Annotated in this window: 15 protein-coding genes; 6 read left to right on the plus strand and 9 right to left on the minus strand. The window is 60.3% G+C overall.

Annotated elements, in window-relative coordinates; translation table 11 throughout:
• Window positions 1–2: 2 nt before the first annotated feature.
• From era to recO, 4 genes are all read left to right on the plus strand, one after another.
• Complete coding sequence (gene era, locus QTL95_RS25035) at window positions 3–944, plus strand: GTPase Era (RefSeq protein WP_289722611.1); 942 nt, start codon at window positions 3–5, stop codon at window positions 942–944.
• A 117-nt stretch (window positions 945–1,061) separates the two neighbouring features.
• Window positions 1,062–1,814 (plus strand): Crp/Fnr family transcriptional regulator, encoded by a 753-nt coding sequence (locus QTL95_RS25040; RefSeq protein ID WP_289722612.1) that lies wholly within the window; start codon window positions 1,062–1,064, stop codon window positions 1,812–1,814.
• 127 nt (window positions 1,815–1,941) lie between these two features.
• On the plus strand, window positions 1,942–2,409 hold the full coding sequence (locus QTL95_RS25045) for a response regulator (RefSeq protein ID WP_289723164.1): 468 nt from the start codon (window positions 1,942–1,944) through the stop codon (window positions 2,407–2,409).
• A 66-nt stretch (window positions 2,410–2,475) separates the two neighbouring features.
• Complete coding sequence (gene recO, locus QTL95_RS25050; RefSeq protein ID WP_289722613.1) at window positions 2,476–3,237, plus strand: DNA repair protein RecO; 762 nt, start codon at window positions 2,476–2,478, stop codon at window positions 3,235–3,237.
• On the opposite strand, the gene QTL95_RS25055 is transcribed toward recO, so the two are convergent.
• From QTL95_RS25055 to QTL95_RS25065, 3 genes are all read right to left on the minus strand, one after another.
• The gene (locus QTL95_RS25055) at window positions 3,238–4,092 is read right to left on the minus strand and encodes an MOSC domain-containing protein (RefSeq protein WP_289722614.1); all 855 of its coding nucleotides are present in this window, start codon (window positions 4,090–4,092) and stop codon (window positions 3,238–3,240) included.
• A 9-nt stretch (window positions 4,093–4,101) separates the two neighbouring features.
• Window positions 4,102–4,746 (minus strand): HD domain-containing protein, encoded by a 645-nt coding sequence (locus QTL95_RS25060; protein ID WP_289722615.1) that lies wholly within the window; start codon window positions 4,744–4,746, stop codon window positions 4,102–4,104.
• 71 nt (window positions 4,747–4,817) lie between these two features.
• Window positions 4,818–6,692, minus strand: coding sequence for a putative bifunctional diguanylate cyclase/phosphodiesterase (locus QTL95_RS25065; RefSeq protein WP_289722616.1), 1,875 nt, complete (start codon window positions 6,690–6,692; stop codon window positions 4,818–4,820).
• A 404-nt stretch (window positions 6,693–7,096) separates the two neighbouring features.
• On the opposite strand from QTL95_RS25065, the gene QTL95_RS25070 reads away from it, so the two are divergent.
• Together QTL95_RS25070 and QTL95_RS25075 are read left to right on the plus strand one after the other, a co-directional pair.
• Window positions 7,097–7,405, plus strand: a complete 309-nt coding sequence (locus QTL95_RS25070; protein ID WP_289722617.1) for a hypothetical protein — start codon at window positions 7,097–7,099, stop codon at window positions 7,403–7,405.
• Between the two features lie 108 nt (window positions 7,406–7,513).
• Complete coding sequence (locus tag QTL95_RS25075) at window positions 7,514–8,032, plus strand: superoxide dismutase family protein (RefSeq protein ID WP_289722618.1); 519 nt, start codon at window positions 7,514–7,516, stop codon at window positions 8,030–8,032.
• A gap of 29 nt (window positions 8,033–8,061) precedes the next feature.
• Here the strand turns inward: QTL95_RS25075 and QTL95_RS25080 are convergent, their stop codons facing one another.
• From QTL95_RS25080 to QTL95_RS25105, 6 genes are all read right to left on the minus strand, one after another.
• The gene (locus QTL95_RS25080) at window positions 8,062–8,637 is read right to left on the minus strand and encodes a hypothetical protein (protein ID WP_289722619.1); all 576 of its coding nucleotides are present in this window, start codon (window positions 8,635–8,637) and stop codon (window positions 8,062–8,064) included.
• A gap of 36 nt (window positions 8,638–8,673) precedes the next feature.
• Window positions 8,674–9,210: a tyrosine phosphatase family protein gene (locus tag QTL95_RS25085; RefSeq protein ID WP_289722620.1), complete on the minus strand. Its 537-nt coding sequence runs from the start codon at window positions 9,208–9,210 to the stop codon at window positions 8,674–8,676.
• Entirely contained in the window at window positions 9,207–9,779 is a 573-nt protein-coding gene (locus QTL95_RS25090) for an HD family hydrolase (RefSeq protein WP_289723165.1), read from the minus strand. Before QTL95_RS25090 ends, QTL95_RS25085 begins: the two co-directional genes overlap by 4 nt.
• A gap of 29 nt (window positions 9,780–9,808) precedes the next feature.
• Window positions 9,809–10,645: a CAF17-like 4Fe-4S cluster assembly/insertion protein YgfZ gene (gene ygfZ / locus QTL95_RS25095; protein ID WP_289722621.1), complete on the minus strand. Its 837-nt coding sequence runs from the start codon at window positions 10,643–10,645 to the stop codon at window positions 9,809–9,811.
• Window positions 10,646–10,707: 62 nt separating this feature from the next.
• Window positions 10,708–11,457 (minus strand): hypothetical protein, encoded by a 750-nt coding sequence (locus tag QTL95_RS25100; RefSeq protein ID WP_289722622.1) that lies wholly within the window; start codon window positions 11,455–11,457, stop codon window positions 10,708–10,710.
• Window positions 11,458–11,474: 17 nt separating this feature from the next.
• Window positions 11,475–11,732 carry a hypothetical protein gene (locus QTL95_RS25105; protein ID WP_037181170.1) on the minus strand — a complete coding sequence of 86 codons (258 nt, stop codon included), beginning with the start codon at window positions 11,730–11,732 and terminating at the stop codon, window positions 11,475–11,477.
• Window positions 11,733–11,816: the final 84 nt, after the last annotated feature.

The raw sequence follows: 11,816 nt of genomic DNA on the forward strand, positions 1-11,816 counted from the left end.
CAATGACCGAAGAAAAAGAGAACGTGGTTCCTGAAACCACAGAAGATCAAGGCCCGACCCATTCGGGCTTCGTGGCCCTCATCGGCCCCACCAATGCCGGAAAGTCGACGCTGCTGAACCGCTTCGTTGGCGCCAAGGTGTCGATCGTCAGCCACAAGGTGCAGACCACCCGCGCCGTCGTTCGCGGCATCGCCACGCACAACAATGCGCAGATCGTCTTCATGGACACGCCCGGCATCTTCAAGCCGCGCCGTCGGCTGGACCGCGCCATGGTCACTTCGGCCTGGGGCGGCGCCAAGGATGCCGACCTGATCATGCTTCTGATCGACAGCGAGCGCGGCATTCGCGGCGACGCTGAGGCGATCCTTGAGGGCCTGAAGGAAGTCAACCAGCCGAAGATTCTGGTGCTGAACAAGATCGACCGCGTGCGCCGCGAGGATCTGCTGGCTCTGGCCGCGGCAGCGAACGAGAAGATCGCCTTCACCGAGACCTTCATGGTGTCTGCTGAAAACGGTTCGGGCTGCGACGATGTTCTCGATTATCTTGCGAGAACGCTGCCGGAAGGCCCCTGGTACTATCCGGAGGATCAGATCTCCGATCTGCCGATGCGCCAGCTCGCCGCCGAAATCACCCGCGAAAAGCTCTTCCTGCGTCTGCATCAGGAACTGCCTTACGCCTCCCATGTCGAAACCGAGAAATGGGAAGAGCGCAAGGACGGCTCCGTACGCATCGAGCAGGTGATCTATGTCGAGCGCGACAGTCAGAAGAAGATCACGCTCGGCAAGGGTGGCGAAACCATCAAGGCGATCTCATCCGCATCGCGCCGCGAGTTGTCGGAAATCCTGGAACAGCCGGTCCACCTATTTCTCTTCGTGAAGGTTCGCGAGAACTGGGGCGACGATCCAGAGCGTTTCCGCGAAATGGGACTGGATTTCCCAACCTGAGCGGGATTCATCGCAGCGGAAAACGCAGCGATAACAGGAACAAATTTGCATTCCGCGTGTTTTAGCGAGACGGCGCCTCCATTTCGGGGGTGCCGTTTTTTCGACTCGAGGGGATAGATGTCGACCACACGGGCTACCCACGCCTTCAAGACGCCGTGCGAACAATGTCCATTGCGGCCGCTTCCAACCTTCCGCGAGTTCAGCCGCGACGAGTTGGATTTCGTTTCCAAGTTCAAGCGGGGAGAACTCGCAGCGGACGCCGGCGCCACGATCCTCGTGGAAGGAGCCCACAGCGCGCATCTCTTCACAATCCTGTCCGGCTGGGGATTCCGTTACAAGGCGCTGGAGGACGGGCGCAGGCAGATCCTGAATTACGTCATGCCGGGCGACTTGATCGGCCTGCAGGGAACGATCATGGGGGAGATGCAGCATTCGGTTGAGGCGCTGTCGCCGGTTTCGCTATGCGTTTTCGAGCGCGACAAGCTCATGACCCTTTACAACAAGCATCCCTCGCTCGCCTTCGACATCACCTGGATGGCGGCACAGGAAGAGCGCATGCTCGACGAGCATCTGCTGAGCATCGGCCGCCGAACCGCCCTTGAACGCGCCGCCTATCTCATCGCCTTCCTCTTCCAGCGCGCCAACAGGCTGAAGCTCTTCAACGGTCACAAGACGATCCCGATCACCCAGCAGCATGTCGCGGACACGCTCGGACTCTCCATCGTCCACACCAACAAGACACTAAGGAAGCTCGCCGAACGAGGCATGATCCGTTGGCAGGAGAGGGCGTGCGAAGTGCTCGACCCTGACGGGTTGATGAGTGTCGCGGAATGGGACGGTTTGAGCAGCGAAATGCGCCCATTCCTCTAAAGCGCCGCCTTGTATGTCTTTTTTAAATGCAAATCTCCTACTGCGGACATAGAGTCGTTCATTGCCGCATTTCCTCCCGGTTCGCTGCTTATCGACCGGCAAGGAAAAAAAGGCTATTGAAGCAAGAATGGCAGCAGCCATTCGGCAACGAGCCAAGGGCGCCAGAGGTAAAGATGCGGGTGAAGACAGCGGTGTACGCCGAGAGCGGCGTTCAGCGAGGGGCATATTGATCATGAACGCAAGCAGTGTTCTGGTCCTCGAGGACAGCCTTATCATTGCGATGGAAGCAGAGGATATGCTTCGCGCATTCGGCATCGAGACGATCGGTATCGTCAGCAGCCTGGAACAGGCTATGGAGGCCGCGAAGGCCGAGCGCTATGATTTTGCTCTGCTTGACGTCAATCTTGGCGAGGTCATGAGCTTTGATTTCGCGCGCCATCTACGTGCCCTGGATATTCCCTTCGGCTTTGTCAGCGGCTATTCGGATACGCTCGACTTTCCGCCCGATCTGCAGGACGTGCCCCTTCTTGTGAAGCCTTTCGACGAAGCGGCAATGCGGATATTCCTTGACAAGCTTTTCCCGGCCCACGCCTGAGCGCATTCCATGACATGCTGGAGGGGTTGCGCTAGAATGGCCCGTGGGCTTGAGGTTTAATGCGCAATGCAGTGGCAGGACCGTGCAATCATTCTGGGCGTCAAACGCCACGGTGAGACGAGTGTCATCGCCGAGGTGATGACGCGCGAGCGCGGTCGCCATCTCGGCATGGTCCGCTCCGGCCGCTCGCGTTCGATGCAGCCAGTGCTCCAGCCGGGCAATGAGGTCGAGGTAACGTGGCGCGCGCGTCTCGACGAACATCTCGGTGAATTTCGCGTCGAGCCGCTGACATTGCGCGCGGCACGCCTGATGGAGACGGCAACAGCCGTCTACGGCGTGCAGGCCATGGGCGCGCTATTGCGGCTTCTTCCCGAGCGCGATCCGCATCCGCATCTCTTCGAGGCGTTGGAGGTCATTCTCGACAATCTCCACAACGCCGCCGACGCGGGCGAACTCTTCGTCCGCTTCGAGCTGTCCGTTCTCAACGATCTTGGTTTCGGCCTGGACCTCAACGAATGCGCGGCAACGGGCAGCCGCACGGATCTTGTCTATGTCTCGCCGAAGTCGGGTAGGGCGGTGAGCCGCGACGCAGGCGCGCCTTGGGCCGACAAGATGCTGGCCCTGCCGCCTTTCCTGAGCGCGAGCCAGAACCGCGCCGCCGACTTCGACAGCCTGAACGCCGCCTTCCGCCTCACGGCCTTCTTCCTGCATCGTCATGTCTATGAGCCGCGCGGTGTCGAAGCCTCCTCGGCGCGCGACGGCTTCGTCCAGTCCGCGCTCAAGGCGTTGAAAGCGAGTGCCCCGCAGTCCGAGGAACGGTCGGCCTGATCAGGCCCGCGCCCTGATCTTGAAAGCCCAACCTTCCGGCCGCTCTTCCACGATTTTCACGGTATCGCCGACGCTGATCTTGCCATTTGAGCGGGGCGTGACGTTCCAGCCGAACAAAGGCCCGGGTACCCGTCGGTCGGCCGACATGCGGATGCGGCCCATTGCCGGCATCGGATTTGGTACGTCGCGCGACCCCGTGATCTGGTCCTGCGTGGTCATGATGCAGCGCGCGCAGGGCTTGACGAGGTCGAAGCGAATGCCCGCGATCTCGATCGCCGCCCAGCGGTCCTCGGCCCATGCTTCTTCCGTATCGATGACGAGATTCGGCCGGAAGCGCTCCATGCCGACACTGCCTTCCTCATGCTGCGCCAGATTGGCATTCAGCGCCTTCAGCGAACCTGTTGTCGTCACCAGGATCTGATAGCCGTCGGCAAAGGTCACCGGCGTGCCTTCGCCCGCCCATTCGACGCTGGCGATGCGACGGGCGTCGCGATCGAAGAAGGCCAGTTTCACGTCCCGCTCAAGCCAAGCGGACAATTCCCGGTTGGTCTCGTCGTCTGCAACGGCGGCGTTCACGATCGTCTTCCAGATCGACACGTCCATGCGGACGTCCGCTTCCGGCGCCGGTGCCACGATTTCACGGTCGCCCATCTGCAGGTGATAGCCACCGGACTCCGGCCGTACGTCGATCCGCGCCAGTGCCGGCATCTCGCGCTGGGTGATGAAGTTGCCGTCGGGCGCCACGATCATGGCGCGCCGGTCTCCCGGCAATCCAAAGGCGTCGATCTCGCTCGTTTCAAGCGGGATGCCGCGCGCGCTCTTGATGGGGTAGATGAAGAGGTCGCTGATACGCATTCGGTACTCCTAGATTTCATCCATGAACGCAGCGAGAAAGTCGCGCAGCCGCTTGTCACGCTCGGCGGCCAAAGCCCTGCCAGCCTCCGTCTGGAAGCCGTCCGCCAGCTTGAACAGCTTCGTCTGGAAATGGTCGATGACATAGCGCTTGTCGTCAAGCGCGCGATGGTTGCCCGCCGGGTCGAACGGATCGTATAGCGCGGACGCCATGCGGCCGCCGATATAAAAACAGCGTCCGGCACCGACCATGCCGATCGCATCCAGCCGATCAGCATCCTGCAGGATTTTCGCCTCCAGCGTCTCCGGCGCGATATTGGCGGAGAAGCTGTGGGTCGTGATCGCATGCGCGACGGCAGCGATATCAGCACCGTTCCAGCCGATATCGTCAAGCACGGCCGATGCCTTCTCGGCTGCCAGCGCCGAAGCCTTGGACCGCAGTGGCGAGTTCTTCTCGACCGCGACGCAGTCATGCAGTAGGACGGCGGCCGCGAGAATTCGGGCATCCCCGCCTTCCTTGGACTGGATACGCATCGCGTTCTTGAAGACGCGTAGGATATGCGCGAGGTCGTGCGACCCGTCGTCGCCTTCGTGGGAGTGGGCGATCAGCTCACTGGCCAGCGTTTCGAAGGGAGTGAAGGCCTTTGCCTCGAACATTAAATCACCGGATGCGCATGAAGGAAGCTACTCCATAGCGCCGGTGCCCTCGAGTCGCAACGAACCAGCTTTCAGCCGACCCTTGCGGATTTTTGTATGTGAACGCCCGACAGCATGCAGGGCACCTCGGACACTGGGCGAGGCTGGCTGATATGATAGCCCTGGATCTCGTCACAGGCCTCTTGCTTGAGAAGCGCGAGCTGCTCCGCCGTCTCGACGCCTTCAACGGTTACCCGCATGCCGAGCGCGTCGCCCATCAGAATGATCGCGCGCATGATCGCGAACGCCTCCTTGTTGTCGACGATGCCTGCGACAAAAGACTTGTCGATCTTGATCTTGTCGAAGGGAAAGCTGCTGAGGTGGCTGAGTGAGGAATATCCGGTACCGAAATCGTCCATCGCCACTCGAATGCCTTGCTGCTTCAGGCTATGCAGGATCGGCAGGCTCTCGTCGAGGTTCTCCATGAGGACGCTCTCGGTTATCTCGATCTCAAGCCGTGCCGGTGATAACTTCGCTTCCGTCAGCGCGGACAGAACATCATCTGTAAGATCGCTGCTTGTGAACTGGATCGCCGAGACGTTGACGGCGACTTTGACGTCGTCAGGCCATTTGCTGGCATCGAGACAGGCGCGCCGGAGCACCCACCGCCCGATATCGACGATCAGCCCGACTTCCTCGGCCAGCGGAATGAACTCCATCGGCGGCACGCGACCGCGCTTCGGATGGTTCCAGCGGACAAGTGCCTCGAAGCCGCAGATACGCTGCTGCCGCAGGTCATAGAGCGGTTGGTAATAGAGTTCGAACTCCTCGTTCTCGATTGCTTTTCTTAGATCGGCTTCCAGCCTGTGCCGTGCTTCGATCTGCGCTTCCATCTCCGCCGTGAAAAAGCGCTCGCCCTTGCGGCCGCCGAGCTTTGCCTGCGCAAGAGCGACCCCGGCGTGCTTCAGGAGAATGTCGGTGTCGGTCGCATCCTGAGGGCAGATCGCGATGCCCATCGAAACACTGAGTTCGACCGCCTTGTCTCCACGAAAGAAGGGCTCGGAAAGCTCACGTCGGATCTGCTCGGCAAGTGCCGTCACATTCCAAGGCTGCTGTCGTCCACACTGGAGAATGGCGAACTCGTCGGAGCCGAGCCGCGCAACGATGTTGCCGGGGCCTGCCGACATGTTGATGCGTTCCGCCACCTGTCGCAGGATCTTGTCGCCGGCGGAGAGCCCGAGCGTGTTGTTGACCGATTTGAACCGATCGAGATTAAGATGGACGAGGGCGATCTGCTCATCCGGTTTGCGCGCGGCGAGCGCCGCGTCGATCCGCTCGTGGAAGCTGATGCGGTTGGGAAGTCCGGTCAGCGGGTCGTGATGCGCGAGATAGGCGATGCGGTCGGCCGCTTTGCGTTCCTTGGTGATATCGGCATGGATCGAGATACTGCTGCCATCTGGAAGGACCGTAACGACGCTCTGAATGATGCTGCCGTTTTCCATGAGCCATTCGCGGTGACGAAGATAATTGCCGTCCGCGGTCGTCGTTTTCGAACGGCCGCCTTCGGCCGATCGTTCCTTGCCGGCGATCCTGGCGATCAGCGATTGCATGCTTGTGCCGGGCACGGCATCATTTTCATCAAATCCGAACAACTGTCGGAAACGGGTATTGCATGTCGACAGTTTCTGTTCGGCATCGAAGACACTGAGGCCAAGTGGCAGATTGCTGAGGACGACGTCGAAAAGTTGCTGCCACTCGTTGGCGGTGTGGCTCGTCGAGGCGAGGAGTTCCCTCAGCGTATTGTTCTCTGCAAGCAGCGCTTGAGCCTGATCTTCGAGCTCGCGGGCATGATGGTTGTGGCTTCTATAGGTGTTGACGATCAGGTTGATCAGATGCTGCGCATCCGCGGAGCCGTCCTCCTGAATGGCGCTGTTGCACTGACGCCTAAAGAGGGCTTCAGCCTCCATGTCGACGAATCCCCAAGGAAGCCAATGGGTTCGGCGTTTCCACGGAACCCCGGTTCAGTTCCGATCCTATGTTTCGACGCTTGGCGCCAGGCATGAAATGACTTTCCGAAAATCCGCGGCGATATCTAATCAATTTTGGTTTGCATGACGATAAAAGATAATCTCTTGGTCGTATTAACATAACGTTGCGGCGTAAAACATATCGATTTTTCGCTGTTGGAGCGAATAAACCTGATCGTTGCGGGTAATCGGGTGCGAAATTCACAAATTGTCAATCATCGTTAATAGCAAGTTAACAACTTATTGACGCATTGCACAAATCAGTTTATCCACCGTCTCATTATCCGTTTTCAACTTCGTATTGCGTACAAACAATCACCGGGACCCGGTGAATGGAGGTTTGTATGAGCCAGATTTCATCAGTCGGTAATACGTCTTACGCGTATCTTGCTACCCTCTCGAGACTGGACACCAATGGCGACGGCGTGTTGAGCCGTAGCGAGCGTGCGGCGGATGAGAAGCCGGGTATCATGGAGCAATTGGCGGATAGCGAAGGCGCTCCCAGCCTCGCTCCTAAGCTTTCCGACGGTGTTCTTGCGTTCATGATGGCGCGTACCAATGCGGTCAATGGTACTGAAACAGTCGAGCCGTCAGGCTTCGATGCGCTGTATCAGAACACTTACGGGCAATATGATTTCGATCTGGCTTCCTGAAGAAGCGACGGACCGAACTTGCGGAGCCGGCTTTGAGCCGGCTTTTTCTTTTGCGCCGGAACACCTCCACGCCTGACACGTTGGAAACGTTAGCAAGAGGAGAATCCCATGAAAAACATTCTTGTAGCGACGGCTATTGCACTTGCCGTTACCCCGCCGCTCGCAGCAATGGCGCAAGACAAGCAGACGGCCACCGCGACCTTTGTCGGCAAGGACGGCAAGGAGACGGGGCGGGCTTCTCTCACAGCCGCCGCCAATGGTGGCGTGTTGATCGAAGTCGAAATCTCGGGAATGCCGGCCAACCGCTGGGTTGCCTTCCATGTCCATGAGACCGGCAAGTGCGATGCCGCCTCGCACCATGAAAGCGCCGGCAAGCATTTCAATCCCACGGAAGCCGAACATGGCTTTCTCGCCGCCAAGGGGCCTCACGCCGGTGATATGCCGAACCAGTACGTCGGTCAGGACGGCACGCTGAGAGCGCAGGTCTTCGACGGCATGGTCAGTCTCGATGACAAGAAAAACGGTATCCGTGGGCGGGCTCTGATGGTGCACGCCAATTCGGACGATTATCGCAGCCAGCCCGCGGGCGATGCAGGCGACAGGCTGGCCTGTGGAGTCATCGAGTGACGAGCTCAAGTGAGCGGGCCAAGGCCCGCTCAGCTATAATAGAAGCGCTCGGCATACCAGTCGCTGGACCTCATGACCGTATCGCTCGCCACCCACCGGGCGATATCGCTCTCTTCAAGCAAGCCCGCCGTTGCTGCGTCTTCCAGGCCGACGAAAATCAGATTGGTGTTCTCACGAAGCCGGGGGTCGTTGCTGAACCCCATGCGGCTGTCATCACTGGAATAAAGTAGGTTCATCTTCACGTAGAAGAACTCAGGATTGTAGTCCATTTCGCTCGCCTCGTGAAAAGCATGTGCCACGTCGATGACCGACTTCTGCGGTCCATTGTATGCGGTGATTGTCTCGTTGAGGCCGAAGGTAGCTCCATAAAGCGACACCGAGCGCACCGGCACGGAACTGATCGTGCCATCCGTAAGATCAACCTGTTGGCCGAAAAAAGCGATCTGGTTGCCATCGACTGTGCCACGGAAGAAATAGGAATAACGCTCACGCGTCAGGTAGACCGCCTGCCAGCGAAATCGCGCATATTCATCCGACGCGGTTGTTAGGTTCTTTAACGTACTGAGGCATCGGACAAATGTATTGCGGTAGTTCGGGATCGGCATCGGTCAACCTCCTGTCGAGGGTTAACCGCTGTCGCATCAAAACGTTCCGGTCTTGGCGGGTGCCACACTGAAGCTGAAAGGGGCGTTTCCGTCCGCGTCCGCGCCACGGCCGATCATGCGAACGGCTTCGAACAGCCGGCCCTTTCTTTCGAGCACTGCATCGGCGATCTCAACCAATCTCATGTTGGGCGTTGCAAAGGCCGATGCCGCGCGCAGTCGTGTCGCGAGCGCTAACTCGTCCTGGTCGGGCACGACCGACAGCGCTGCGATCAATGCGGCCGCCGGGGACCGCGAGACGCCCATCCAGCAATGAATGAGCAGCGGAGCGCTCTGGTCCCATTTGGCCGCGAAGTCGATAATCCCGCGCACATGGCTTTCGTCGGGCGCGACGAGGTTGCCGGTGCCCTTGAAGGCGATGTCGTTCATGTTGAGAAGTAGGTGCCGATCCGCCTGGATCACGGCCGGCCGGTGAAACGCCTGCTCTTTGGCCATCAGGCTGATCATCTCCCGGGCCTTGTGCCTCACGGCCATCTCCGCGATCCGTGCCAGCGGCGCCACGACAATCGTCGTCATGGTCTGGCACTCCGCATCGCCTCGATCGCGTCGAAGCGTTCGCAGAACAGCCGCTGCGCCTCGACGGCGGGCAGGGGAGTGATCAGCAGCATCTCCTTCGTGATGCCGCGCGGCTGGCCGAAGAATTTCTCGGCCTCCCTGGCCGTAAAGCCGGCGAGGCCGGTCGCTTCGAAATAGGCGGCGATCGTGTCGGCCTTCTTGATCTTGTCCTTGACGTCACGCGGGGCATGCGCCGGCAGGCCGAATCGCAGGTGGATCGCGGCCTCCAGTCGCCGCTCGACGGTCTTGTAGCCGCCGCCGACAACGGATTTGAACGGCGAAATCATGTCGCCGATGACATATTCCGGCGCGTCATGCAGCAGCGCCATCATGCAGTGGTCCGCCGACGGCTCATAGATTCGCCGGAATATATCCTCGACGACGAGGCTGTGCTGGGCAACGGAGAAGGCATGGTCGCCGGCCGTCTGTCCGTTCCAGCGGGCGACGCGGGCAAGTCCATGCGCGATATCGCTGAGCTCGACATCCAGCGGCGACGGATCGAGCAGATCGAGACGCCGGCCGGAAAGCATGCGCTGCCACGCGCGGGGAGCCTTGGGCGTCAAGCGCTGGCCTCGTCCGCATTCGACGGGAATGTCAGGCCCGACCATGCGGGCAGGGTCAACGTCACAGTCACATCGCCCGCCAGCAAGGGAACATCGGAAGCGATGGCTTCGCCGGCGCGGTCGATGCGAACAATCGCCAGCCCTGCGGTCCCGCTTACCGATCCCAGCGCGCCGATGGGCTTGCCGCCGGCGGTGATCTCGGTCCCTGATGCCGGCAAGGCGCTCTGCGCCTGCACCAACGCGATCCGCCGCCGCGCGGTGCCCCGGTGCTGCATGCGCGATATCACTTCCTGGCCGACATAGCAGCCCTTGCGGAAGGAGAGCCCGCCGTTGAGGTCCATCAGGACATCATGCGGGAAGGCATCCTGCAGCGCATAATCCGCGCCCGAAGCGCTGACGCCATTGGCGATACGCAGGGCGTCGTAAGCCTCTGTTGCGTCGGAACCATGCTCGCCCGCCTGCCTGAAGAGATCGGTGCCGGCCTTGGAAAAACGGCTATCTTTCACGCCGGTTGCCGTTGGCTCGCCCCAGGAGACGGTGACGCCTTCGCCACTGGCGACGAGCGTAACAGCCGCCCTCAGCTTGTACATCGTCAGCCGCTTCAGGAGCGCCTCGCGCTGGCTGGCATCGGTCTCGATGATAAAATCGGCGCCATCTCGCCAGATCATGAAGTCGAAGAGAATCTTGCCCTGCGGCGTCAGCAACGCGCCAGGCCGAGCCTCGTCGGCGGCCAGGGAAACGACGTCGGTCGTGATCAGGTTCTGCAGGAAGGATTGGGCCTCGGTGCCGCTGACACGGATCAGCGAGCGGTCTTTGAGGAATACGGCTGGCATGTCTGCACCTGTCGCGTTGGTGATCGCTCAGAAGTATGTCTTCGGCAGGAGGATCGCAAGCGTCAGTCGCCGGCGGTAAAATACTTCCACTTGCCGTCCGGCGTGATGCCGAGGCGATAGAAATTGTAGCCGCCGAATTCCTGCATGTCGGAAAGGTCGCCGGCGGTGACGATGCGCAGCAGCTCGACGCGTTCCGGCGGCGTCAGGGCCTTCAGGTCCTTCTCCGCGAAGTAGGGCCACACATACATTTCCTCGGAGGTGCCCTCGCCAACATGGACGAAGCCGGTCGAGATCACGTCGAGCATGATCGCCAGGATCTCATCGCCGTCGGGATCCCCCGAGAGATCCTTGAGCGCGCCGATCGGGTCATCCGTCGGTTCGCCGACGGTCACCTGCGTCTGGTCAGCGCCGCTGCCGAACAGGGGGCGCAGGCGCTCCAGATCGCCGGAGGCGGCGGCTTCCACGATCTGCTCGCGCATCTTGCGAACCGGCTCGGGAACCTTGTTGATATCGTAGATCACTTCGACCGGCTTGGACGCGTCCTGCGCGCCAGGCGTTGTGTCGGAACCCTTGCCGGTCTGCTTGTTGACCAGCGGATCGGGCATCGGAACGCCGGGAGTGGCGCTCGGCGTGGTAGCCGGCTTGTCGCTGCCCTGTGCGGGCGCCGAGCTGTCGGCTTGTCCCTGGGTTTTCTGCAGTTCCGATAGCGCCGAGGCGTTCGTGGCGGCCAGAATGCTGCCGACGCCAAGGCCGAGTGCAAGCAAAAGCGGCGCCATCGCGGTCCGCGAAGCATTGTCCTTACCGGTACGCATGGAACTCTCTGTGGCTGTTATTGCAGGGTACGGATCGGAGAAAACTCGCCCGCGAGCATGCGTTCGCGCAGCGAATCAAGCAGCGCCTCCGCACTCTCTTCGCCGTGCAGGCGGATCGTTTCGCGCAGTGCATGGATGATCGCGGTGTCGGCAATGATCTCAGGCTCGATGCCGTCAGCCATGCCGTCGGCCCAGGCTTCGTTATGGTACTCCAAGGCCGCCTGAGTTTTCTCATGAACGATCATGTCGTCGATGTCATTGAGGCTTGGTTCCATTGTCATTTCCTCAAACTGCATGCCTTACTACCCGGTTAACAACTTTATCAGCCTTTTCCCAAAACGACACGTCCGCGAGTGAAA

This window comes from Rhizobium sp. S152 (genome assembly GCF_030380735.1).
Taxonomy (GTDB): domain Bacteria; phylum Pseudomonadota; class Alphaproteobacteria; order Rhizobiales; family Rhizobiaceae; genus Rhizobium.

What these genes read in the sequence shown, in the direction of transcription:
- era (WP_289722611.1), top strand. Translation starts at nt 3, where the DNA reads ATGACCGAAGAAAAAGAGAACGTGGTTCCTGAAACCACAGAAGATCAA.
- QTL95_RS25040 (WP_289722612.1), top strand. Translation starts at nt 1,062, where the DNA reads ATGTCGACCACACGGGCTACCCACGCCTTCAAGACGCCGTGCGAACAA.
- QTL95_RS25045 (WP_289723164.1), top strand. Translation starts at nt 1,942, where the DNA reads ATGGCAGCAGCCATTCGGCAACGAGCCAAGGGCGCCAGAGGTAAAGAT.
- recO (WP_289722613.1), top strand. Translation starts at nt 2,476, where the DNA reads ATGCAGTGGCAGGACCGTGCAATCATTCTGGGCGTCAAACGCCACGGT.
- QTL95_RS25055 (WP_289722614.1), bottom strand. Translation starts at nt 4,092, where the DNA reads ATGCGTATCAGCGACCTCTTCATCTACCCCATCAAGAGCGCGCGCGGC.
- QTL95_RS25060 (WP_289722615.1), bottom strand. Translation starts at nt 4,746, where the DNA reads ATGTTCGAGGCAAAGGCCTTCACTCCCTTCGAAACGCTGGCCAGTGAG.
- QTL95_RS25065 (WP_289722616.1), bottom strand. Translation starts at nt 6,692, where the DNA reads ATGGAGGCTGAAGCCCTCTTTAGGCGTCAGTGCAACAGCGCCATTCAG.
- QTL95_RS25070 (WP_289722617.1), top strand. Translation starts at nt 7,097, where the DNA reads ATGAGCCAGATTTCATCAGTCGGTAATACGTCTTACGCGTATCTTGCT.
- QTL95_RS25075 (WP_289722618.1), top strand. Translation starts at nt 7,514, where the DNA reads ATGAAAAACATTCTTGTAGCGACGGCTATTGCACTTGCCGTTACCCCG.
- QTL95_RS25080 (WP_289722619.1), bottom strand. Translation starts at nt 8,637, where the DNA reads ATGCCGATCCCGAACTACCGCAATACATTTGTCCGATGCCTCAGTACG.
- QTL95_RS25085 (WP_289722620.1), bottom strand. Translation starts at nt 9,210, where the DNA reads ATGACGACGATTGTCGTGGCGCCGCTGGCACGGATCGCGGAGATGGCC.
- QTL95_RS25090 (WP_289723165.1), bottom strand. Translation starts at nt 9,779, where the DNA reads ATGCTTTCCGGCCGGCGTCTCGATCTGCTCGATCCGTCGCCGCTGGAT.
- ygfZ (WP_289722621.1), bottom strand. Translation starts at nt 10,645, where the DNA reads ATGCCAGCCGTATTCCTCAAAGACCGCTCGCTGATCCGTGTCAGCGGC.
- QTL95_RS25100 (WP_289722622.1), bottom strand. Translation starts at nt 11,457, where the DNA reads ATGCGTACCGGTAAGGACAATGCTTCGCGGACCGCGATGGCGCCGCTT.
- QTL95_RS25105 (WP_037181170.1), bottom strand. Translation starts at nt 11,732, where the DNA reads ATGGAACCAAGCCTCAATGACATCGACGACATGATCGTTCATGAGAAA.